Origin of the sequence: Chitinophaga sp. YR573 (genome assembly GCF_900110995.1) — a bacterium.
In the GTDB taxonomy this organism is placed as follows: domain Bacteria; phylum Bacteroidota; class Bacteroidia; order Chitinophagales; family Chitinophagaceae; genus Chitinophaga.
Map to the genome: position 1 here is coordinate 1603416 of NZ_FOJF01000001.1, position 24862 is coordinate 1628277.

19 protein-coding genes are annotated in these 24862 nt (G+C 44.4%); 9 read left to right on the forward strand and 10 right to left on the reverse strand.

The window, feature by feature from the left end; translation table 11 throughout:
• Nucleotides 1-93: 93 nt before the first annotated feature.
• Nucleotides 94-606: an RNA polymerase sigma-70 factor gene (locus BMW86_RS06790; protein ID WP_089780204.1), complete on the reverse strand. Its 513-nt coding sequence runs from the start codon at nt 604-606 to the stop codon at nt 94-96.
• Between the two features lie 70 nt (nt 607-676).
• Here BMW86_RS06790 and BMW86_RS06795 point away from each other — a divergent pair, with 70 nt between their 5' ends.
• The gene (locus tag BMW86_RS06795) at nt 677-1699 is read left to right on the forward strand and encodes a quinone-dependent dihydroorotate dehydrogenase (protein ID WP_089780206.1); all 1023 of its coding nucleotides are present in this window, start codon (nt 677-679) and stop codon (nt 1697-1699) included.
• On the opposite strand, the gene BMW86_RS06800 is transcribed toward BMW86_RS06795, so the two are convergent.
• The 3 genes from BMW86_RS06800 to dnaB are packed head-to-tail and all read right to left on the reverse strand — an operon-like array spanning nt 1692 to nt 5366.
• Nucleotides 1692-2393, reverse strand: coding sequence for an RsmE family RNA methyltransferase (locus BMW86_RS06800; RefSeq protein WP_089783585.1), 702 nt, complete (start codon nt 2391-2393; stop codon nt 1692-1694). The two genes, BMW86_RS06795 and BMW86_RS06800, sit on opposite strands and share 8 nt — an antisense overlap.
• 4 nt (nt 2394-2397) lie before the next feature.
• On the reverse strand, nt 2398-3747 hold the full coding sequence (locus BMW86_RS06805; RefSeq protein WP_089780208.1) for an MATE family efflux transporter: 1350 nt from the start codon (nt 3745-3747) through the stop codon (nt 2398-2400).
• A 59-nt stretch (nt 3748-3806) separates the two neighbouring features.
• Nucleotides 3807-5366: a replicative DNA helicase gene (gene dnaB / locus BMW86_RS06810; protein ID WP_089780210.1), complete on the reverse strand. Its 1560-nt coding sequence runs from the start codon at nt 5364-5366 to the stop codon at nt 3807-3809.
• Nucleotides 5367-5787: 421 nt separating this feature from the next.
• Here dnaB and pheT point away from each other — a divergent pair, with 421 nt between their 5' ends.
• From pheT to BMW86_RS06840, 6 genes are all read left to right on the forward strand, one after another.
• Nucleotides 5788-8211 carry a phenylalanine--tRNA ligase subunit beta gene (pheT, locus tag BMW86_RS06815; RefSeq protein ID WP_089780212.1) on the forward strand — a complete coding sequence of 808 codons (2424 nt, stop codon included), beginning with the start codon at nt 5788-5790 and terminating at the stop codon, nt 8209-8211.
• A gap of 5 nt (nt 8212-8216) precedes the next feature.
• Nucleotides 8217-8525 (forward strand): hypothetical protein, encoded by a 309-nt coding sequence (locus tag BMW86_RS06820; RefSeq protein ID WP_089780214.1) that lies wholly within the window; start codon nt 8217-8219, stop codon nt 8523-8525.
• Nucleotides 8526-8551: 26 nt separating this feature from the next.
• Entirely contained in the window at nt 8552-8848 is a 297-nt protein-coding gene (locus BMW86_RS06825) for a cell division protein ZapA (RefSeq protein ID WP_255372862.1), read from the forward strand.
• A 136-nt stretch (nt 8849-8984) separates the two neighbouring features.
• Nucleotides 8985-10550 carry a ribonuclease Y gene (gene rny, locus BMW86_RS06830; RefSeq protein WP_089780216.1) on the forward strand — a complete coding sequence of 522 codons (1566 nt, stop codon included), beginning with the start codon at nt 8985-8987 and terminating at the stop codon, nt 10548-10550.
• An 83-nt stretch (nt 10551-10633) separates the two neighbouring features.
• On the forward strand, nt 10634-11224 hold the full coding sequence (locus BMW86_RS06835) for a 3-keto-disaccharide hydrolase (RefSeq protein ID WP_089780218.1): 591 nt from the start codon (nt 10634-10636) through the stop codon (nt 11222-11224).
• Between the two features lie 373 nt (nt 11225-11597).
• Nucleotides 11598-12419 (forward strand): purine-nucleoside phosphorylase, encoded by an 822-nt coding sequence (locus BMW86_RS06840; RefSeq protein ID WP_089780221.1) that lies wholly within the window; start codon nt 11598-11600, stop codon nt 12417-12419.
• A 42-nt stretch (nt 12420-12461) separates the two neighbouring features.
• On the opposite strand, the gene scpB is transcribed toward BMW86_RS06840, so the two are convergent.
• The 6 genes from scpB to BMW86_RS06870 all read right to left on the reverse strand — a co-directional run bounded on the left by scpB (nt 12462) and on the right by BMW86_RS06870 (nt 21027).
• Entirely contained in the window at nt 12462-13619 is a 1158-nt protein-coding gene (gene scpB, locus BMW86_RS06845) for an SMC-Scp complex subunit ScpB (protein WP_089783587.1), read from the reverse strand.
• 139 nt (nt 13620-13758) lie between these two features.
• Complete coding sequence (atpG, locus tag BMW86_RS06850; RefSeq protein WP_089780223.1) at nt 13759-14646, reverse strand: ATP synthase F1 subunit gamma; 888 nt, start codon at nt 14644-14646, stop codon at nt 13759-13761.
• A gap of 103 nt (nt 14647-14749) precedes the next feature.
• Nucleotides 14750-15640 carry a WG repeat-containing protein gene (locus BMW86_RS06855; RefSeq protein WP_177189175.1) on the reverse strand — a complete coding sequence of 297 codons (891 nt, stop codon included), beginning with the start codon at nt 15638-15640 and terminating at the stop codon, nt 14750-14752.
• Nucleotides 15641-15678: 38 nt separating this feature from the next.
• Complete coding sequence (locus tag BMW86_RS06860; protein WP_089780227.1) at nt 15679-16260, reverse strand: DJ-1/PfpI family protein; 582 nt, start codon at nt 16258-16260, stop codon at nt 15679-15681.
• 142 nt (nt 16261-16402) lie between these two features.
• Entirely contained in the window at nt 16403-18016 is a 1614-nt protein-coding gene (locus BMW86_RS06865) for a RagB/SusD family nutrient uptake outer membrane protein (protein ID WP_089780229.1), read from the reverse strand.
• A 17-nt stretch (nt 18017-18033) separates the two neighbouring features.
• Entirely contained in the window at nt 18034-21027 is a 2994-nt protein-coding gene (locus BMW86_RS06870) for a SusC/RagA family TonB-linked outer membrane protein (RefSeq protein WP_089780231.1), read from the reverse strand.
• Between the two features lie 240 nt (nt 21028-21267).
• Between BMW86_RS06870 and BMW86_RS06875 the strand changes: the two genes are divergently transcribed.
• Together BMW86_RS06875 and BMW86_RS06880 are read left to right on the forward strand one after the other, a co-directional pair.
• A complete protein-coding gene (locus BMW86_RS06875; RefSeq protein WP_177189176.1) occupies nt 21268-22623 on the forward strand; it encodes a 3-keto-disaccharide hydrolase in 1356 nt (451 codons plus the stop codon).
• A gap of 248 nt (nt 22624-22871) precedes the next feature.
• Nucleotides 22872-24641: a DUF885 domain-containing protein gene (locus tag BMW86_RS06880; protein ID WP_089780235.1), complete on the forward strand. Its 1770-nt coding sequence runs from the start codon at nt 22872-22874 to the stop codon at nt 24639-24641.
• Nucleotides 24642-24862: the final 221 nt, after the last annotated feature.

Sequence of the window (24862 nt, forward strand, 5' to 3'; positions counted from 1 at the left end):
TGTGGTTTAAACGATATATATCTGACGCGGGTGGAAGGAAGATTCCCCTACGGGGATAAAAATTTACATTAACCGCGTACTTTGCCTACCCTTTTAAAACAGCAGCACACTATTCAAATACTCCCTTAACTCCTTATGCAGGATCTTTAACGCCTTCCCCATCTGGTTCTCCACCGTTTTCACAGAGATATTCATCACTTCAGCTATTTCGGAATACTTCAGCTGCTGTTGCCGGCTTAACACAAACACTTCCCGGCAACGTTCCGGCAGTAGGTCTAATGCCTGCTGATATAACCGTTCCAGCTCCCACACAGGAGATTGGACGGACAAATCCGCAAAACGGAAAGTCCCGGCAACATTCTCCTTTTCCAGACGTACCGTCTCCTTCCGCCAGTTACTAATGGCCGTATTACGGATAGCAGCAAAAAGATAGGATTTGGTCCCCCCTGTAATCTCAATGGTCGCACGTTTCTCCCATAACCGCAGGAATACCTGCTGAATTACCTCTTCGGCGTTATGTGCATCACCGGTATAATGCAGGGCAAAAGCCAGGCAATGGGCATGATGTTCTTTAAAGATGGCTTCTAATGTGTGGCGGTCGAGCATGGTAACAGTTACAAAAATAATACTCCGGCGTAAAGATCAATGCGATTACAAATATTATATTTGTGCCCGCATGTACAACCTTCTCAGAAACTTATTATTCCGTTTCCCGCCGGAAAATATTCATTACCAGGTAATGAAAGGCCTGCAAGTTCTGCACAGCCTGCCTATGGGACGAAAACTGGTACACACATATTGTATGCCTGCACGTAAAGACCTGGAAAAAACACTCTGGGGACTTACATTCAAAAATCCGGTAGGACTGGCAGCGGGTTTCGATAAAGACGCTAAATATACAGATGAACTGGCCAGTCTGGGATTCGGCTTTGTGGAAATAGGTACTGTAACACCTGTGGCTCAACCAGGTAACGATCAGCCCCGCTTATTCCGTCTTCCGGCAGATAAGGCGCTCATCAACCGTATGGGCTTTAATAACGGTGGAGCCGTAGCCGCAGCTAAACGCCTGCAGAAACGTCGCTCAGATATCATCATAGGTGGTAACATCGGCAAGAACAAGATTACACCTAATGAGGAAGCCATCAGCGATTATGAGAAATGTTTCCATGCCTTATTTGATGTGGTAGATTATTTCGTAGTAAATGTCAGCTCTCCCAATACGCCCAATCTCCGCGCATTACAGGAAAAAGAACCGCTGAAACAATTGCTGCATCATCTGCAAACATTAAACTCCCTTAAAACCAAGCCTAAACCTATCCTGCTGAAGATTGCTCCTGATTTAACGGACAGCCAGCTGGATGATATCATAGAAATTATACAGGAAACTAAACTGGCAGGTATCGTTGCTACCAATACGACTATCAGCCGGGAAGGATTACAAACACCTGAGAACGAAGTAACCGCTATCGGTGCCGGTGGATTAAGCGGACTGCCTGTAAAGGAAAGGGCAACACAAGTGATTAAATACATCCATCAGCATACTAACGGGAACATCCCTATCATTGCTGTAGGAGGGATTTTTACTGCTGCTGATGCACAGGAGAAGTTAGATGCAGGAGCCTCCCTGGTACAGGTATACACAGGATTTGTATATGAAGGTCCTACTATCGTAAAGAAAATCTGCACAGGACTTAAATAACATTCACCGCATTCATCATAGTACAGGCTACTACCCCGGCTGTTTCCGTACGCAGCCGGGTATTACCCAGGGACACAGGCTTGAAACCAAGCCCCAGTGCTGCCTTTATCTCCTCCGGCGTAAAATCGCCTTCTGGCCCTATCAGCATCAGACTATCTTTCCCTGCCTGCATGGCCTGCCACAAATGCGCCTTCTCTTCGGGTAAACAATGCGCGATAAACAACTGATCCGCCCCCGGTTGCTGTATCAGCTTATCAAAAGAAACCGGCGCTGCCAGCTCCGGTAAATAATACTGCTGCGATTGCAGCATAGCTGATACCAATATATTCTCAAAACGGTCTGCTCTGAATTTTTCCTTCTCCGTACGCTGACTCACCAACGGCAACACCATTTGCACCCCTATCTCCGTTGCCTTTTCAAGGAACCACTCTATCCGGGAAGTATTCTTGGTAAAAGAAATCGCTATCCTCACAGGACTGGCAACCGGCGGCATCAACGTATATAAGGTAATCTTCAGCACACATTTCTTCCTGTTATCGTCTGTAATCACAGCCGTATAACGCCCCCCACGGCCATCTGTCAGCAACACTTCATCCCCGGCAGTATGCCGTAACACCATGATACAATACTTGGAAGTAGGTTCATCCATTGTATAACTATCTGCCTGCGGAGAAATATCTTTTGCGTAAAACATATCTTTAAATTGCTGCAAAATTATCATTTTCAAGAATAGCCTTCCTGGTCTTATGCTGGAATCTGAAAAACAACAGGATAGAAGCAGTCAACAACCCTAATAACAATCCCCACCAGATCCCCTGTACACCAAAGTTTAAATAGATGCCCAGGAAATACCCGACAGGCAACCCAAGTACCCAGTAAGCCAGGAAAGTAATAATAGTAGGCATCTTCACATCACCCAAACCACGAAGAATCCCCAGCCCCAATACCTGTGTACCATCAAATAACTGGAAGAATGCAGCAATGATAATCAGGTGCGCCGCCAGTTCCACTACAGCCACATCGCTGATATAGATCAAAGGCAGCAGCCGGCAGAATACCATAAATATCAGCGCAGTGGTACTCATCATGATCAATACCATATGATAACTGGCAATGGCAGACATACGCAGCTCCCTGAACTGCCTGGCCCCGAAATAGTTCCCGCTCTTAATACCAGCAGCCGCAGAAATCCCACTGGCCATCATATATGTAATGGAAGCCAGGTTGATAGCTATCTGGTGTGCAGCCTGTTCTCTCGCCCCTATCCATCCTGCCATAACAATAGCACCACTAAAAGCACTGATCTCAAAAATATATTGCAAGGCCACCGGCGCACCAATCCCTAAGATCTTCTTAATAGCGGCACCAGATAAATGCCAATGTCCAAACTGATGAATATACTTTTTAAAACGGTTGCCCTTTAATACATACCAGGCCATGGCTACTCCCATCAAAAGCCTGTCGGCAAACGTTGCGATCCCTACCCCAACGACACCTAAATGAAATCCATATACCAGCGTAATCCCTATCACGATATTGATCACATTGCCTATAATACTGATATTCATTGCCTGACGTGTAAATCCCAGCCCTTCAGCAAACTGCTTAAAGCTAAGGAACACCATCAACGGAAAAAACGAAGCCCCCAGGAATTGCAGGAAAGGACGCGCCTGTTCCTGTACATCCGGTTCCTGATGTAGTAAGTGCAGATAATTACTACCGATAATAATAACAGTAGATAATATCAGTCCTAAAATTAAATTGATAAACAGACTATGCCGCAGCAGAGAGCCGCAGGCTTCAATATTACCACGTCCATGTTCCTGTGCAATCAGCGGTGTAAGTCCGTAAGACATACCAATCCCCATTACCATAAATACAGAAAACAAGCTACTGCCCAATGCTACAGCAGCCAGCGGAACGCCGCCGGTATGGCCAATGATAATGGTATCTGAGAGGGCAACCATCGTATGTCCCAGCTGGGATATCACTACGGGATAAGCTAAACGGAAATTATCTCTGTAAAACTGTTGATACTTCTTCCACATAAAATATAAAGGGTGTCCCGTTATAAGCGAGACACCCTGTTACCTTTTAAAAATATTATTTAAAAAGGAGCGTCTTCTTCAAACTCCATATCGTTCATCTTGGAACCTTTCTGGATAAAGAACTTAGCTTCATTATTACCTCCATCACCAGGACTTGGGAATCCTGCATAAGAGTTACCGCTGGTGCTGGCCGGGTTCTCCAGGCTACCATCGTCTTCAAAACGCTGGAACTCCAGTACCGCACGTAGCTTGATAGTATCCAGCTGACCATTACGGTGTTTCGCTATACGCACGTGGGTCTCACCTTTATTGGATTCTCCCATCTCATTTGTATTGATCTCATAATACTCAGGACGGTACAGGAACAATACCATGTCCGCATCCTGCTCAATAGCACCGGATTCACGAAGGTCACTCAACTGTGGCATCTTGTTACCGTCTTTACGTTTTTCCACGTCACGACTCAACTGAGACAGCGCGATAATGGGTACTCCCAATTCCTTCGCCATCCCTTTCAGATCCCTGGAGATCTTACTGATTTCCTGCTCACGGTTACTACCCTTACCATCAGAAGAACCACTCATCAGCTGCAGGTAATCGATGATGATCAACCCTACACCATGATTATGTACCAGCCTTCTTGCCTTTGCACGTAACTCAAAGATATTCAGTGCCGGTGTATCATCTATAAAGATAGGCGCCTTTGCCAGACGTTCGATACCATGGGTCATCAGCTTCTTCATCTCATACTCTTCCAGCTTACCACGGGATATCTTTTCCAGCTTTATCTCAGATTCCGCGGACAGGATACGTTGAACGATCTGTCCGGATGACATTTCTAAGGAGAACAATGCAGCACCTTTAGGGAAACGGGGATGCAAAGCAGCATTCCTGGCGAGGTTCAGCGCGAACGCCGTCTTACCCACCGCAGGACGTGCAGCCAGGATGATCAAATCCGTTGATTGCCAGCCATAAGTTACCTTGTCCAGTGAAGGGAAACCGGAAGGGACCCCGGTAATATCATCTCCCCTGTTACGAAGGTCCTCGATCCTCTTCATGGTATTTACCAGGATCTTATCGATACTATCGTAGTTCTTACGAAGGTGATTATTGGTTACTTCAAAAAGTTTGCTTTCTGCGGAATCCAGCAGGTCGAATACATCCGCAGTATCCTCATAAGATTCACTGAGGATTTCGCCGGAGATACGGATCAGCTCACGCTGGATGAATTTCTGAAGGATAATACGGGCATGTGCCGCGATATTGGCAGAAGACACCACCATATTGGTGAGTCTCGTTATATAATAAGGTCCTCCCACCATTTCAAGTTCACCCAGTGATTTGAGTTCCTCTACTACAGTAAGAATATCTATAGGCATAGATTTACCGGCCAGCTTGGTCATTGCCGAATAAATCTTCTGGTGTGCCTCTACGTAAAAGCACTCCCCTTTCAATATTTCAATAACAGAATCGAATGCGCCTTTCTCAAGCATGATTGCACCCAGTACCGCTTCTTCCATTTCTTTAGCCTGCGGCGGTATCTTGCCGTACATCATAGATGAAATGTCAACGGACGGCTTGCGGCGCACATTGCGGTCTTTCTTTAGATTCAGATCCATTTATATAATTAATGCCTATTAAAAAAGTTGTGAAATAATATGGGCTATTCCTTAGTTTCTACAATTTTATTGTACCAGTTTCATTGTGATGTCCTTGCCAAATTGTAAACTTTTTAGGGCCGAAAAACTAAGGTAACCGCAATTTCCCACTTATTAAAGATTGATTCCTGATATAGTTTATAAGACCACTTTCACATGTTATCCACCCGCAAAATGTCAGTTATCCACTGACTGGAGGATACTTATTCACTAAATCGATTTCCAATCCCCAGACAAAGGTCAGCATATTCACAAACTTTGTGTAAAAAGATTTTCCACATAACATTTGGCGAAGACGGATGTGCTCTTTTTGTGCATTATGCAATCTCCTTTTTACCCTTTGTCCTTATTTATTAACTTTACGCCACTTATAAACTTACAAATGACTATTTCGTACAATTGGCTGTGTGACTATTTGCCGGTAAAACCATCACCGGAGGAACTATCTGTTATCCTGACGCGTATAGGTCTGGAAGTGGAAAGCCTGGAACAATTTGAATCCGTTAAAGGTAGCCTGGAAGGGCTTATCATAGGGGAAGTGCTGACCACCGCACAACATCCCAATGCAGACAAACTGAAGCTGACAACGGTCAATACCGGCAACGGAGAGCCCCTCAATATCGTGTGTGGAGCCCCCAATGTAGCCGTAGGACAGAAAGTAGTAGTTGCCCCTATCGGCGTCACTATCTACCCCGCCAGCGGTGAACCCCTCACCATGAAAAAGGCCAAAATCCGTGGCGAAGAGAGCCATGGTATGATTTGCGCCGAAGATGAGATCGGTTTGGGCGGAAGTCATGCCGGCATATTAGTATTGGATCCTTCTTTAATACCAGGTACACCCGCCAGGGAAATCTTTCACCCTGTTCAGGACTGGATCTTCGAAATAGGCTTAACGCCTAACCGCATGGATGCCATGAGCCACCTCGGTGTGGTGAAAGACGTATGTGCTTACCTGAATAACGCAGATAACACACTGCAATACAAGGCTTTAGTACCAGCTATCACTCCTTTGCCCCAGGCAAAAGAAGCCTTCCCGATCACCGTGACCATAGAAAATACAGATGCCTGTGTTCGTTATGCAGGTATTACCATTTCAGGGGTAACGATCAAACCTTCTCCCGACTGGCTGAAAAACAAACTGTTAGCTATAGGTGTAAGACCTATCAACAATATAGTAGACATTACCAATTTCATCCTGCATGAAACAGGGCAGCCCCTGCATGCTTTTGATGCCAATGCTATCAAAGGCAGGAAGATCATTGTAAAGAACCTTCCGCAGAACACTCCTTTTGTAACACTGGATGAAAAGGAAAGGAAACTGGATGCAGCAGATCTTGTTATCTGTAACGGCGATGGAGAACCAATGGCCCTTGCAGGTGTATTCGGTGGCCTTCACTCCGGCGTAACCGATACTACTAAGAACATCTTCCTGGAAAGCGCCTGTTTCAGTCCGGCCAGTATCCGCCCTACCTCTTTCAGGCATGGCCTGCGTACCGACGCAGCTGCCCGCTTCGAAAAAGGTGTGGACGTGTCCGGTACTGTATACGTACTGGAACGTGCAGCGGCACTGATCTGCGAACTGGCAGGCGGTGAGGCTGCTTCTGCTATCACAGACGTATATCCTCATCCAAAGGCACAGGCAGAAGTAGAAACCACCTGGGCTTACATCAAAAAGCTGAGTGGTAAATACTATCCTGCGGATAAGGTAGAACGTATCTTAACCAGCCTGGGCTTCACCTTCCTGCTCAAAACACCTGAAAAGTTCAGAGTAGCAGTGCCTTACAGCAAACCGGATATCAGTATAGCTCCTGATATCGTGGAAGAAATCATGCGTATAGACGGCCTGGATAATATTGAAATCCCTTCACAGGTAACGATCACACCAGCTGCCGCCGCAAGACCAGACAAAGAGAAAGTCCGTGAAAAAGCAGCTAACTATCTTGCTGCTAACGGTTTCAACGAAATATTCACCAACTCTATCACCAACAGTAAGTACTTCTCCCCTGAAGTACTGGCCAATACGGTGAAAATGATTAACAGCCTCAGTGCCGACCTGGACGTCATGCGCCCTTCCATGCTGGAAACCGGCCTGGAAAGCGTGGCCCATAACCTTAACAGGCGGAACGACAACCTGTTATTCTTCGAATTCGGCAATACATATGCTTCTTACGAGAAGAACGTGTATGAGGAAACGCCTCACTTATGCCTGTATTTAACCGGACAGAAAACTGTGGAAAGCTGGCTGCATAAAGCACAACCGGTCGACTTCTACTTCCTGAAAGGATATGTACAGAACCTGTTGCAGTTGCTCGGTATCACCGGCCTGCAATGGAAAGAACCTGAAACTAATGGCCTGTGGCAGATAACCGTCCGTAATAAGACAGTTGTGACCCTTGGTTCCATCTCTTCCGGTAAACTTAAACAGTTCGATATCAAACAACCAGTGTGGTTTGCTGACTTCAACTGGACGAATGTGTTGGGATTGCTGCAAAAAAGCAATAACTTCTACAAAGAAATACCAAAGTTCCCGGCCGTACGTCGCGACCTGGCACTGATTCTCGACAGGAAAATACAGTTCGTAGCAGTAGAGGCTGCCGCTAAAACGGTAAAATCGCCACTTTTGCAACAACTGAACCTGTTTGATGTTTTTGAAAGTGAGAAGCTTGGCGCAGATAAAAAATCATATGCAGTGAGCTTTACATTCCAGGACGCACAAAAGACCCTTACGGATAAGGAGATCGATAGCGTGATGGAAAAGCTGGTAAAAGCATTTGAAGGACAGCTAAATGCTGAAATAAGGAAATAATTATTATGGCTTTAGAGCAATACATACAACGCATTGAGGATAAACTGCAATTGCTGGTAAGGAAATTACAACAGGTGCAGGGAGAAAATGTATTGCTGAGAGAGCAGATCCGATTAAATGAAGAAGAACTGAGTGCGCAGAACGATGCCATTGCCCACCTGTCTAATAAACTGCAAATGACCAAGATTGCAGGGAATACACAGGGGGCTCCATCAAATAAAGAAGATGATGATGAGTTTAAGAAGGAGATGCGGACAAGGATCAATGACTATATCCGGGAAATTGACCGCTGCATCGCCTTACTGAACAGCTAGTAAAGCCGCCTACAACCAAGAACAACATGATGGAAAATCTCATCCCTATTAATATTATAGTGGCCGACCGGTCCTACCGTATTAAGATTAAACCGGAGGAAGAGGAAGCGGTGCGTCGCACCATGAAGGAAGTCAACGAGAAGATCGTGGAGTTCAAAACCGCTTATGCGGGTAAAGACCTCCAGGATTATATCGCGATGGCCCTCATTATGTACGCCACTCATCCTGTTACCAGCGGAGGAAAGGAGCAGGCCGGAATGGCGCCCTTCCTTCAGGAAAAATTACAACACCTGGAAACATTGCTGGACGAACACCTGAAATAATCTGCTTCTCAGCGCATTATCTCATCATTTCGCACATCTTTTTGTATTTTCGCGAATCAAGTTCTAACCCTCTACCTTTTCCACGGAACGGGAATGTGGCCAGGAATGCAACATAAATCAAGTTTAAATTTTTTGTATGGATTCTACTTTAATAACGACAATAGCCGCAGTGGCGGCTTTGATCATAGGCATTTTGTTAGGTAAGGTGATTTTTGCCAAAAGCACACAGCAAAAGATAACGGATGCAGAATTACAAGCCCAGAAAATAATAGCAGAAGGACAGATGACCGCCGAAAACCTGAAGAAAGACAGGTTACTCGAAGCAAAAGAGAAATTTCTTCATCTGAAGAGTGAACACGAGAAAGAGACCATGCAGCGCAACCAGAAGCTGGCCGATGCAGAAAACAGGATCAAACAGAAAGAGCAGGGCGTAACACTGAAGACAGAGAGCCTGCAGAAACAAATGCAGGAGAATGAGGCGATTAAGGAGAATCTGACCCGCCAGATGGAATTAGTAGCTGTGAAGCGTACAGAACTGGAAAAACACCAGGAAGAACATATCCGCCGCCTTGAAAAAGTAGCGGCCCTCACTGCAGACGAAGCTCGTAACCAGTTAATTGAAAGCCTGAAAGATGAAGCCCGTAACCAGGCAATGTCTCATATCCAGGAGATTATCGAAGATGCGAAGCTGAAAGCAAACAAAGAAGCCAAAAAGATCATTATACAGTCTATCCAGCGTACAGCGGCAGAACATACCATCGAAAATGCCATCACTGTATTTAACCTGGAAAGCGATGAAATCAAAGGCCAGATCATTGGTCGTGAAGGTCGTAACATCCGCGCTATTGAAGCGGCTACCGGTGTTGACCTGATTGTTGACGATACCCCTGAAGCAATTGTACTCTCCTCTTTCGATCCATTACGTCGTGAAATTGCACGTTTATCCCTGCAGCGTCTGGTACAGGATGGCCGTATCCACCCTGCACGTATCGAAGAAGTTGTAGAAAAAACGAAGAAGCAACTGGAAGAACAGGTAATGGACATCGGTGAGCGTACTGTGATTGAACTGGGTATCCATGGCCTTCATAAAGAACTGGTTCGCCTGGTAGGTAAGATGCGTTTCCGCTCTTCTTATGGTCAGAACCTCTTAATGCACTCTAAAGAAACTGCGAACCTTTGCGGTGTGATGGCTGCTGAACTGGGCCTCAACCCTAAATTAGCAAAACGTGCAGGTCTGCTGCATGACATCGGTAAAGTACCGGACGAAGAAACAGAACTGAGCCATGCACTGTTAGGTGCCAAACTGGCTGAGAAATATGGTGAACATGCTGCGGTGGTAAATGCCATCGGTGCTCACCACGATGAAATGGAAATGCAATATGTGATCTCTCCGATTATACAAGCCTGTGATGCCATCAGTGGTGCGCGTCCCGGTGCCCGTCGTGAAATCATGCAGAGCTACTTACAGCGTATCAAAGACCTTGAAAACCTGGCACTTGCACATGATGGTGTGGAGAAAGCATATGCTATCCAGGCGGGTCGTGAGCTGCGTGTGATCGTAGAAAGTGATAAGGTGACCGATGCTGATGCAGATCGCCTCTCTTTCGAGATTGCCACTAAAATTCAGACAGAAATGCAATACCCTGGTCAGATTAAAGTAACCGTTATACGTGAAAAACGTGCGGTGAACGTGGCAAGGTAAAAGCATCATGATAGTTAAAAAGGCGTCTTATTTGAATAGGACGCCTTTTTTTTATACTTTTTGAGTCTAAAAAACTCCAGATTATGAAGAAACTCATTTTAATTTCATTTATAGCCCTGTTTGCTTCTACTACCTTTGCCCAGTCTTTATTTAATGGTAAAGACCTGGCCGGATGGAAAATTTATGGTACCGAGAAATGGTATGCTGAGAATGGTACACTCGTATGTGAAAGCGGTCCTGATAAAGAATACGGATACCTTGGTACCGACAAAGAATACAAGAACTTCGAGCTTACCGTAGAATTCAAACAGGAAGCCAATGGTAACAGCGGTGTATTCTTCCACTCTTCCATAGAAGGTACTAAAATTGCCGGATGGCAGGCGGAAGTAGCTCCTCCCGGACAACATACCGGTGGTATCTATGAATCTTACGGACGTGGATGGCTGATCCAGCCTGCGGCAGAGAAAGAACAGTATTTGAAAATGGGAGAATGGAATACGATGAAAGTGAGAGTAGAGGGAGATGATGTAACCACCTGGCTGAATGGTCATGAAATGATTACACTGAAAGATGCGAAGATTGGAGAGAAAACAGGACAGATCGCTTTGCAGATCCATGCTGGTGGAGGCATTAAAGTACGCTGGAGAAATATTAAGATTAAACAACTTAAATAGTGACTTAGTTTGAATGTGATTCCCAGATGTTATTGCTTATAAATACACTGCATCTGACTGTTTAGTTCTCTGATTTAGCTTTGGTTAAATAAAGATCAATAGTGACTCAGTTTGAATGTGATTCCCAGATGTTATTGCTTATAAATACACTGCATCTGACTGTTTAGTTCTCTGATTTAGCTTTGGAATATGGGTGCAGGATTTGTTTTTCAATTTAACTTCACCTAATATTCACGTCAGATAAGGTGTATTTATAAGCAATAACATCTGCGCGAAGATTATGTAATCAAACTTAGTCACTACCTAAAAATCTCAAATGTCTATATAAGTAGTTTCAATGATCAGAGATAAACATTATACAACTTAAATAAAGATGCATAAACTGGAAGCACAGATTAACACTGCTGTCAATTACTTACGGGGATTCAACTACCATCAGGCCAGGGTGGGTATTGTACTGGGAACAGGTTTAGGTCAGCTGACCCATCACATACAAATAGAAAAGAGTATTCCTTATAATGAGATCCCTCATTTTCCGCTGAGTACTGTGGAATCTCATAAAGGCCAGCTGATCTATGGCAAAATTGGAGATACGCCAGTTATTGCTATGCAGGGTAGGTTTCATTATTATGAAGGCTATACCATGCAGGAGATCACTTTCCCGGTACGTGTAATGAAAGCATTAGGTATTCAGCAACTGTTGTTAAGCAATGCTGCCGGAGGTATGAATCCGGCCTTTAAAAAAGGCGATATGGTATTGCTGGATGATCATATCAACCTGCAGCCGGAGAACCCGCTGCGCGGGCTTAATTCATCTTTTTTTGGCACCCGTTTCCCGGATATGAGCCAGCCTTATGATAAGCACCTTGGCAACCTGTTACAAACTTCAGCTGCAGAGAAAGGCTTAACCTTACACACAGGTGTATACGTATCTGTAATGGGACCTAATCTGGAGACAAGAGCTGAATATCGCTTCTTAAGGCTTATCGGGGCTGATATGGTGGGGATGAGTACTGTACCTGAAGTGATAGTAGCGAATCAGTTACAGTTGCCCTGTGCGGCTATATCAGTGATTACTGATGAATGTGATCCTGATAACCTGAAAGCTGTCTCTTTGGAAGAGATCATTGCAGTAGCAGGTACTGCTGATAAAAAACTGAGTGAGCTGTTTGTTTCAGTGATTAAAAACTTATAGTCATAAAAAAACTCCTGACGGTTAATCGTCAGGAGTTTTAAGTTATTTTTCTTTTTCGTCGTCCTCTTCGTCCTCTTCACTATCATCGTCCTCTGTATCATCTTCATCACTGTCCTCATCATCCTCATCTCCTTCTTCTTCATCGTCATCTTCTTCATCACTATCATCCTCTTCTTCACTGTCGTCGTCTTCTTCGTCCTCGTCCTCATCATCACTTTCTTCATCATCTTCTTCCTCTTCGTCGCTTTCCTCATCTTCAGCATCAACACTTGCAACAACAACTTCTGGTATTTCTTCAGCAACTATCTCCTCCTCAACTATATCCTCTTCAACTAGCTCTTCCTCAATATCAACAATCGCTTCAGGAGCTTCTATAACATCGTCAGAAATAGCATCTTCCTCCGCAACAGGTTCATCATCAACATCTTCATCCTCAACACTTACATGTTCAATCCCCCCGGGTACATCAATATCCAGTCTCTCCAAAGTCTCATCACTTACAACACCAGCTATCACAGCAGATAACTGTTCTCCATCCGGTAACTCTATCTGTTCTACCAATTCTCCCGTCTCAGAAACAATCATATTCAACGGTTCATCAATGGTATTACCATTCGCATCAAGATCAAGCATCAATGTAGGAGCCACATCCTCTTCAAACACTTCTTTCAGCTTAGGAAGGTCCTTAGGAGAATTCAATCCAAAGTAATCCATAAACGCTTTGGAAGTACCATATATCAAAGGTTTCCCGGGTAACTGTTCGCTACGACCGGTAATAACGATCAACTCCTTCTCCAGCAACTTCTGGATAGAATAATCAGTAGCCACACCACGGATATGTTCTATTTCCCCTTTGGAGATAGGTTGTTTATAAGCAATAATCGCCAGGGTTTCCAGCGCAGCAGTAGAAAGACGTTTCAGGAACTTCTCTCCGTTCAGCTGAGCCACTGTCTGGTAATAATCCTTTTTGGTCAGGAACTGATATCCCCCCCCACTCTCTCTTACTTCAAAAGCGTAAAACTCAGAAGAATATTTCTCCCTTACAGCTTCCAGTGCAGTTTCCACCTGGTCTAAAGTAGCCCTGTCTTCCAGGAAGGCCATTGCATTATTTAGTAAGTCAGTAATTTCCAGCGTAGGCAGTGGTCTGTCTGCTGCAAATATCAACGATTCAACATGCGGTATTATCTGTGAGATCTCCATTGTCCGGTTTTCAATTTGCAGGAAATATCCGGCCTGCATCCTTTAAAGAAAAAAGTCAAAGGCCGAAAATACAGCCTTTGACTCTTAGAAAGAAATCAAAATATTTTGATGTTAATTTGATGTGTATAACTTACTTGGATCAACCATTCAAAGCAGCTGCACCACTCACAATCTCAGTGAGTTCTGTAGTAATTGCTGCCTGACGTGCACGGTTGTAACTGATCTTGTAATTGCGTAACAATTCGTTCGCATTCTCAGTTGCCTTATCCATTGCAGTCATACGCGCACCATGTTCGGAAGCACTTGCATCCAGCATCGCCTTATATAACTGAGTGTTCAGGATCTTTGGCATTAATTCAGCGATGAGTGTTTGCTTCTCAGGTTCAAAGATGAAATCTGCACGGGTTTCTTTCTGTCCTGCCGGTGTTTCCACTTTGGCGATAGGAAGGAACTGTTCAGATACAAAACGCTGGGTAGCAGCATTTTTGAACTCGCTGTATATGATTTCAACTGCATCGTAGTCACCTTTGGTGAAACCTTCCATGGCTACTGCTGCAGCTTCCTTAACATTTTCAAAATCAAGGCGACTGAACAGATTCCAGTAAGCTTCGTTTTGTTTGTAACCGCTCTTGCTAAAATGTTCCCAGCCTTTTTTACCGATAGGCAGTATCTCTACCTGTCCTTTAGCAAACTGTTCTGCGTATTTCTCGCGGATCACCTGTTTTGCCAGCTTAATTACATTGGAATTGTAAGCACCGCATAATCCCCTGTCGGAAGTGATCGCGATGATCAGTACCTTCTCTACCGGGCGTTGGGCAGCCAGTGCAAGTTCAATACTACCTTCGCTGTTAGAAACGATATTCTGTAACATTTCCTGCAGTTTCACGGCGTAAGGACGCATGAGCTGGATAGCATCCTGGGCACGACGCAGCTTTGCAGCACTTACCATTTTCATAGCTTTAGTGATCTGCAGATTGGACTGAGTAGACTTTATACGGTTGCGAACTTCTTTAAGCTGACCGGACATAATGTTTTATGTATTACTTTATTTTATACGACAATAAAGCCACCAGGGCCTTTTGAATTTGGCTGCAAAGGTAAAGAATTTCTTTTTAAGTAAGAACCAATACTCACTTATTCTCTTCAGTCCGGAGTGTCTGTATTGTTCCCGGAACAGATTCCGTCCAGGATTCATTACCCTCTTTATCTACATAACCTACTCTGCTATTGAGCTGTATCAGGGCACGGCCTTCTGAGAAGATAAAGGCATTATCGTACTTCAGGGGAATGACTAAATGGTTCATTTTATCAATGAACCCATATTTTTTCCCTGTACTTACAGGGGCCAGCCCGTCGTTAAAGTCGCGGGCATTATCATAAGTAACAGGTATTACCAGGTCTCCTTTTGTATTAATATAACCAAATTTCTTATTGAGACGAACCCAGGCCAAGCCATCCTTAAAGACCCCTATTTTCTCATAAACCGTCATCACTACAGTCCCCTTATTCAAATCTGCCCGGCCACATTTGCCATCCATATATACAATGGTACTTCCGTTAGACACAATCCCTACCACATCATAAATCGGCTTCAGTACAGCCTTCCCTTTCTGGTTAACTACTCCATATTTATCATTAAGCTGCACAGTGGCAAACCCTTCTTTGACCCTTACCACTTCATCATATAGAGGGGGAACAAACTCTCTTCCACTGGTATCCATCGCTCCTTTCTTCCCTTTCAGCCCTATTCCGGGATACAACGGGTCTTTAACCCATACAGTATCATATTTCACAGCAGACACATGCCCATTCTCAAAAGCATACCCAAACTTATGCTTCAGCCGTACCACCGCATATCCGTTCTGGAAACTACCCACAGAGTCATACTTAGCAGGAATTACCACCTTCCCCGCAGCATTACTAAAGCCGAATTTCCCGTCCTTTTCAACTTTTACCAACTGAGCATTGGTAACAGTCACCACAAAAAGCAGGCAGATGGATAATAAATAAGTCTTTTTCATAGGAAGCTGATTATTATACCAAAAATAGCAAAAAAGCGCTATAGTTCGATCTTTGTTCCCAGTACTTTCAGGAAAGCAGCTATCCATTGAGGATGGGCTGGCCAGGCGGGTGCTGTTACCAGGTTACCATCTGTAACTGCTTCATACACATTCACTGCTTCAAAATGCCCTCCGGCAATGGTTACTTCCGGTCCTACAGCAGGATAAGCTGTCAGTTTTTTCCCTCTTACTACGTCTGCGGCGGTCAGGATCTGTATACCATGACAAACAGCTGCAATTGGTTTATTGGCAGTTGCAAAGTGCTTCACAATCTCAATCACCTTTGCATTTAAACGCAGGTACTCCGGGGCTCTCCCTCCTGCAATCATCAGTGCATCATAAGAAGTTGCATGTACATCCGCAAAAGAGGCATTTAAAACAAAATAATGCCCCCGCTTTTCGCTATATGTCTGATCGCCTTCAAAATCGTGAATGGCCGTGATTATTTTATCACCTGCTACTTTTTCCGGACAAACAGCATGTACAACATGTCCTACCATCTGCAGCATCTGAAATGGGACCATTGTTTCATAATCTTCCGCGTAATCGCCTGTGAGAAAGAGAATTTTCTTCTGTGCCATGGGGTAATATGTTTTTGGAGTGAGTATTAAAGTTACAGATTTTAGGAGTGGGTTTGTAAATAAAAGAGCCTGTATCCGGGGATACAGGCTCTTTTATTTGATTTTCTGATGGAGTAAATGAGGGATAAGGATAATCTATTAATTAATAACCGTCGTTCTGTAAGAACTCGTTACTTGTTCTGTCGATCTGATCTTGTGGAATAGGGCGTAATACATGCTTAGCCTCTATGTTGGGACCACCCTGTGGATTATGTAAGCGCACACGCTCCAGGAGCTTGTGAGTACGTACCAGGTCGAACCATTGCTGTTGTTCGCCAACCAGTTCACGTCCACGCTCGTCGAGGATAAAGTCGATATTGAGCTGGGCTTCGGAAATCTTCATCGCATCGCGGTAAGAAGTCGTTTCTGAAGCTGTAGAACCGGTTCTTGCTGCACGCATACGTAAGGTATTCATGTAACCAATAGCAGTAGTCTTGTCGTTGGTCATCAGGTAAGCCTCTGCTGCTATCAGATAGTCTTCTGCAAGACGGTAAGCAATAAAAGGTCTTACACCCGAAGCCTGGTTATCCGGACGCAGCGCATCTGCGAACTTGTTTAAAGAAGGATAGAGTTTCTCTGTGTAATTACGCGGAGGCACCAGCATATACTTCTTACTGGCGATAAGCGCATCCGGCACATCGTAACCAGGCATATATACAGAAGTATCTCCTGTTTTCAGATTAGCAGTAGGATTATTCGCATACCATACAGAAGTAAAGAACTTCTCATAACGCACATCATTCACCCTGTCACTATAAAGCGTATCCAGCAGAAATTTAGTAGGACGGAAACGCTTCCAGGGCGTACCATTAGCCAGGTCACGCTTCATACCCGCCAACACATCATACTGCATCAGGAAAAACCGGCAGGCATTATTATCACCGGAGTTGTACAGCGCATCAGTAGTATATTGCACCGCCCATATCGTTTCAAAGTTATTCTCTTTTCCCTGTGCCCACACCTGCCCAACATCAGGCAATAACTGAAAACCATACTGAGAAATAACACGCGTAGAATAAACAGCCGCACTATCATAATCCCCGGTAACCGCTACTTCAGAAGAAGCCCTGGTAAGGAATACACGGGCCAGCAAATGCTCTGCTGCAGGTTTAGTAGCACGCCCCCAGTCAGACTGTGTAACCGGTAAGTTCTGCGCAGCATAACGAAGGTCTGCAATCACCGCATTATAAACAGCATCCACAGGATCACGATGAGACTCTGTAACGATCTGTTTGTTTTCCTTCAGCTGCAATGGTACTTTACCAAACATCTGTACTAACAGGAAGTAATAATTCGCACGGCAAAAACGAGCCTGTGCAATACCAATATGTTTCACGGTACTATCTAAACCAGGAACAAGATCAGCCCTGTCAGACACTGCATTGCAGGTATTGATCGACTGATAAAAATTATTCCAGATATCTCTGAGATGTATATAACGCGCATCTAACTGTGACGTATACTGGTTCGCGAATTTGAAATCACCATCAGAACCATTCGTATAAGTATCCGTACCAAATACAGATACCGTCATACCACGCTCTGTACTGTAAAAACTACGCAGACCAGCATAACCGCCAGTCACAGCGCTCTGGAAACCAGCAGGCGTATTATAGAAATCATCTGTTACAGAAGATACCACCTTTTCGTCCAGCATTTTATTACAACCGCTACCCACACATAAGCAAAATAGCAGGCTCCAAAATATATTTTTCATCGTCTTTTTTTTAATGGTTAAAAAGTAGCATTGATACCAAACTGCAGCATCCATGTAGCAGGAGCATCCACCGCTATCGTATTCACATCTTCCGGATCAATACCTTTATATTTCTGGCGATAAGGTGCCAGTATCAGCGGTTGCTTTACATCTACAGAAAAACGCAATGCATCCATCTTCCAGCGGTCCATGATACGCTTAGGCATTGAATAGCCTAAAGTAATATTGCGGATCTTGAAATAAGAACCATCAAAATAACTCAACGTATTATAGTTGTTAGGGCGTTCCTGGTTAGAATTAGGACGAGGGAAATCGTTGGTTGGATTCGAAGGCGTAAAGTAATGTATGTCCAGATTATTATAACGTCCCTGCAGCGTATTAAAAGTAGAATAGAAATCACTCTTGATCATACCTCCGAAACGCGCAAATGCTACTACAGACAGATCAATATTTTTATAAGTAAAACGCTGTGTCATACCACCAGACCAATTGGGTTGAGGAGTACCCAGGATACTTCTGTCTTTATCATCGAGCTTTTTATCGTTGTTTAAATCTGCCAGCCTGATCTCTCCCATATGTTGTTTATATACCTGTGCTTCGGCTTCTGTTTGCCAGATACCTACCTTTTTGTAATCATAGTATACATAAGTAGGCGAACCAACAAACCAGCCATTACCCACATCTTGTTTTTTTCCTTCACCCAACGCCAGGATCTTTTCACTATTCTTAAACGCGTTCACATCCATCGTCCAGCTAAAGTCTTTCGCTTCAACGATCACAGCGGAGAGGCCAATCTCAATACCTTTATTCTGTGTAACACCGGTGTTTTCCAGTACATAGTCGAACCCGTTACTGTACGGCAGGAAGCGTTGTAACAGCAGGTCCGTTGTCTTTTGTTTATAAACATCTACAGTACCTGTAAGTCTTCCTTTCAACACACTGAAATCTATCCCGATATTGGTAGAGGCAGTTGTTTCCCAGGTGAGATTAGGGTTACGTATCAAGATAGGATTGAAGCCCATAGAACCTTTATTGCCAAAGGAATAAGGCGCACGGCCCAGCAATCCCTGTGTAGCATATGGAGGGATACCGGTGTTACCGATTCTGCCATAACTACCACGCAGCTTCAGGTTATCTACAAATTTCACGTTCTTCATAAACTGTTCGTTGGTGATGTTCCAGCCCAACGCTACAGAAGGGAAATACCCCCATTTATGTCCCGGTGCAAAACGGGAAGAACCATCCGACCTTAATGTTAAAGTGATGAGATAACGATCGTCATATCCATAGTTCAGACGCCCCATGTAAGAGAGGATGGTCCAGGTACCTAACTGGCTGCCGATGGCAGTCACATTTGCCGCCTGGCCCAGGTTATAATACTGCTGCCACTCTACAGGAATACCTCTTACAGAAGCGCTGGAGGTATCTTCACGCTGGCGTTGTACGCTGTACAACCCGGTTATATTGAGGGAATGTTTTTTATTGAATACTTTGCTGTAAGTCGCTACATTCTCTACCGTATAAGCCCATATGAACTGGTTAGATTTCTGGGCGGTAGCATCACCACCACCTATCAGTAAGTTCGTATTATTCTTACCCTGGAAAAGCCCGTTGTTGTTGGTCATGATATCTCCACCAAGGTTTAAACGGTATTTCAAACCTTCAGCGATGGTCACTTCACCATACAGACTATTAAACAATCTCAGGTGACTGAGATTTTCCACACGATTACCGGGAACATAATCCAGCAATGGGTTTGGCTGCTGATTATCGCCGGTAGGATAGGTGATCAGTTTACCTGTAGAGTCGTAAGGTGTGCCGATAGGCAACATCTTCAAACCAGCATCCATCCCGTTGTAGGTAGCTCCTTTCCGCATGCTGTAGGTAGCAAGTGTAGAAGCACCTACATGAATGCGGCTGCCTATCTGCTGGTCTACAGCTACATGCAGGTTATATCTTTCATAGCTCTGTAATTTTAAAACACCCTGGTCTTTAAAATAACCACCACTGATGGCATACTTTGTTTTTTCAGTACCACCGCTTACGCCCAGTGAATGGCGGGTTTGCCAGCCCGGACTGATCAATAAACTCTGCCAGTCGGTGTTCACTCCTTTTTTGATATTCGCCAGTTCTGTAGTGTTGAAGATCTTGGCATCGGAAGCAGTTGGGTTGCTGTCGTCATATATACCGGAGGTGCGATAAGCTTCGCGTTTCATTCCGATGTACTGCTGACTGTCCATCATATCGGTACGGCCCAGGTTATGTACAGAACCATAGACACCATTGTAGGTAACTACAGGTTTGCCGTTTTTACCTTTACGGGTAGAAACCAGCACCACACCATTTGCACCACGGGAACCATAGATAGCGGTAGCCGACGCATCTTTAAGGATATCCATGGAAGCAATATCCTGAGGATTAATATCATTGAGGTTACCGGCAAAAGGTATCCCGTCCACTACATACAGCGGATCATTACCCGCAGATAAGGAACGTGTACCCCTTACTCTCACCCGGGGCTCATCACCAGGTTTGTTACTGTTGTTGATGACCTCTATACCGGGAGTTCTTCCCTGCAGGGCCTGTTGTGCATTGGTAACAGGCACTTCCATAATGGATTTGCTGCTGATAGAGGAAATGGCGCCGGTGACATCCTTTTTCTTTTGTTGTCCATATCCGACTACCACTACTTCATCCAGTTTTTTCTGGTCTGCGGATAGTTGAATATTGATTTCACCCCGGCCATTGACAGGCACTTCCTGTGATAGAAAACCAATAAAAGAAACAATCAGTACGCTGTTACGGTCCGCGTCCAGTTTGTAATTACCCCAGGTATCCGAGGCAGTCCCTGTTTTTTGTCCTTTTACCGCAATACTGGCTCCGATAACCGGTGTACCATCAGTAGCTGTGACTTTCCCCTTAATTGTCATTGATGATTGAGCCCGGATGAGTGTACCGGACACAAGCAGGCATAGAAGCATGGCACCCGCCCTTAATAACGTGTTTTTCATTCGTGAAATTTTTTTTCGTAACGGAAATACTCCTACCCCTTTGATTTTAAAGCTACATCCCAAGGTTTTATCACAATATTCAGGGTAGGAAACGATACAAGTTAAGTAGATTCGTCATAAATTGCAAACGATTGCATAAATTAGAAAAAAGAAATAATACCGTTCATCATATATATATGCAATCGTTTGAATAAATTGATACCATTTTTTATTTTTAGAAAGTAACTTAGTTCTATTGTTATGAAAAACACGTTATTAGCATGCGGGTCCATGCTCATTTGCAGCCTTACAATGGCACAGAAATGGCAACCCCTTTTTAATGGAAAAAACTTAGATGGCTGGAAGGAAGTAAACGGAAAAGCCCTCTATGAAGCGAAGAACAATGAAATAGTAGGAACCTCCGTACCTGAAAGTCCTAACTCTTTCCTCGCTACAACAAAGGATTATGGAGATTTTATCCTGGAACTGGAGCTGAAACTGGATGCTGAAATGAACTATGGCATACAGTTCCGCAGTGAAAGCACACCGGATTATAATAATGGCCGGGTACACGGGTACCAGATGGAAGTAGATCCCAGCGACCGTGCCTGGAGTGGAGGTGTATATGACGAGGCCCGCCGTGGCTGGTTGTATCCGCTGGAACTGAACCCTGCGGCTAAGACTGCTTTCAAAAAAGCAGACTGGAACAAGTACCGGATCGAGTGCAGAGGCTCTGAAATCCGTACCTGGGTAAATGGCGTAGCCTGTGCCCATCTGATAGATGATATGACCCCGAAAGGTTTTATCGCCCTGCAGGTGCATCAGATCTACAAACCGGAAGATAAAGGGAAGTCTATTCACTGGCGTAATATCAGGATCATAGAAAATCCATCTGCCAGTCAATATTCTCCATATGATAAAATCTATGTGGTGAACGATATTCCGAATAATGTATCTCCCCAGGAAAGCAAGAACGGCTTCCAGCTGTTATGGGACGGTAAAACGACCACCGGATGGAGACGCGTAAACTCCGATAAGTTCCCGAACAAAGGCTGGGCTATCGAAAACGGAGAACTCACTATCCACCAGTCTGATGGCAATGAGGAAGGTTCCGGCGGCGATATCGTTACTGATAAACAGTATGGTGCCTTTGAACTGGAGTTCGACTTTAAACTCACAGAAGGCGCTAACAGCGGGGTGAAGTATATTGTAAAAGAGGATTATGATACGAAAGGGAAGTCTGCAATAGGACTGGAATACCAGGTACTGGACGATGAACGTCATCCGGATGCCAAGCTGGGCAGAGATGGGGACAGGACCCTGTCATCTTTGTATGACCTGATAGCCAGAAAAGATAACAAGGTGGCTATCAAGAAGATAGGAGAATGGAATAAGGGCCGGATTGTTGTATATCCTAATAATCATGTGGAACATTGGCTCAATGGATTCAAAATGGTAGAGTACGAAAGAGGCTCAAAAGAATTTAAAGATCTGGTAGAGATCAGTAAATACAAAAATTGGAATAACTTCGGGCTTTGGCCAGAAGGACACATTTTACTGCAAGACCATGGTAATACTGTATCATTCCGTAGCATTAAGATCAAAAATTTAAGATAGGTTAACAATTTAACTTTATATAATAAATTAACTTAGAGCCGGTAAAGGGAGTCCCCCTGACAAAACAGGGTGAGTGTCAACGTTTATGTGAGAATCGGGCCTTTTACAGCATCACCGGGCTATTGCCCCCCTAAAGAGTTTTCATTGTTCACTGTTCTATATAAAACATTCCGATTCTTCGGAGTGTTTTTTTATTTTTAGCAAGTCGTAGTTCTGTTAATACGACCTTAATTTATCAATCCATTATCATGAGTGTAACTAAAAACCGCCTTCTCTTACTGGCGTTTACCCTTTCGTTTGCTGCCTGTACCAACATGGCCAAACAAAGCGGGAATGGTACAGATTCACTGCATCACATCGTTCAGCATTACTATGATGAAAAGATGCTCCTGTTTCCGCTGGATGCCACAGTGAACGGGGAACATCAATACGATGGCCTTATGCAGATCGACATCAGTGAACATTTCCGGCAGCGGCTGGATAGTTTCTATACCCGCTACCAGCAATCTTTACAAGGGATTGATACCGCATCCTTAGCGCCGAACGACCTTATCAGCTACCTGATGCTGTTGCGGGAAGTGTCTGTTGGTAAAGAAGGCCTCCGCTTTCCGGATAACCTGATGCCCTTTCAGCAGTTCTGGGGTATGACGCTCACTTTGCCTCAGCTGGGGTCTGGTACAGGTGCACAGCCGTTTAAGAACAAAGATGATTATGAAAAGTTCATACATCGTATGAAAACCTTCGCCGAATGGACAGACACCGCCATCGTAAATATGCGCAAAGGCATGGCTACAGGTTATGTATTGCCAAAGACACTGGTGGTAAAGATGATCCCGCAAATGGCGGACTTGTCTAAAAAAGATACCGGCAATGTGTTCTACTCACCGCTGAAAACATTACCAACTGACCTGGACAGCAATGCCCGTGTGCAACTGAAGGACGAATACACAGCGACCATAGAGCAATACGTATTGCCTTCTTACGCTAAACTGAAACAGTTCCTGCAAACTGAATACCTTGCCAAAGCACGTACCAGTAGCGGACTTGATAGCCTGCCTAACGGTAAGGAATGGTATGCTTACCTGATCAGATCCTGGACAACCACCTCTCTTACCCCGGATGAAATCTTTGCTATTGGCGAAAAAGAAGTAGCCCGTATCAGGGGAGAAATGGAAACCGTGAAAACCAGTACCGGTTTTAAAGGCGACCTGCCCGCTTTCTTCAACTTCCTGCGTACCGATAAACAGTTCAAGATCTTTAGCACACCTGGTCAGGTCCTGGACTCCTTCAGGGCTATAAAGGACAAGATAATGCCTAAGGTAGAGCAGATGTATGGGCATCTGCCCAAGACAGGCTTTGAGGTAAGACAAACAGAAGCCTTCCGCGCTGCTTCAGCCAGCGCTGAATATATGCAGGGTAGTGCAGACGGCACCCGTCCGGGTGTTTTCTATGTACCCATCCTCAACCCAAAAGAGTTTGGTTATACCGGTATGGAGTGTTTATTCTTACACGAGGCCATTCCCGGTCATCACTTCCAGATCTCTATACAACAGGAAAACGATTCCCTGCCTAAATTCCGCCGGTTTAACTGGATAGGCGCCTATGGTGAAGGGTATGCGTTGTACTGTGAGAGCCTAGGCAAGGAACTGGGCTTATACACCAATCCTTACATGTACGTTGGTCGCCTGGGCGATGAAATTCACAGGGCGATCCGCCTGGTAGTGGATGTTGGTCTGCACAGCAAAGGATGGACCCGTGAACAGGCTATTAAATACATGCTGGATAATGAGCCGACAAGCGAGCAGGAAGCTACCGCTGAGATCGAGCGTTATATGGCAATACCCGCACAGGCGCTTTCCTATAAAATAGGGGAAATGAAAATCCGCGAATTGCGGAATAAATACGCTCAACAACTGGGGAGTAAATTCAACATCAAAGATTTCCATGATGAGTTACTGAGTGACGGATGTGTGCCATTAAGTGTACTAGAAGAGAAAATGGCGAGGAGATTTAAATGATAAACCGATTTAGGAGGCCAGTGGAAAAGTGACTTTTGTCAGCTCTTCCACTGGCCTCTACTATTAACGGTATTTAACAATTAAATACGCATGCTTTTTGATAAAAGATACTTAAATTTATAGTGGAACTAAATATTTCAGGGAACTCTAGGGTTAAGTCGCCATATCAAAAATCTTAGCCATATAACGATGCTTTTATACATTCCACTATGCACGTAATT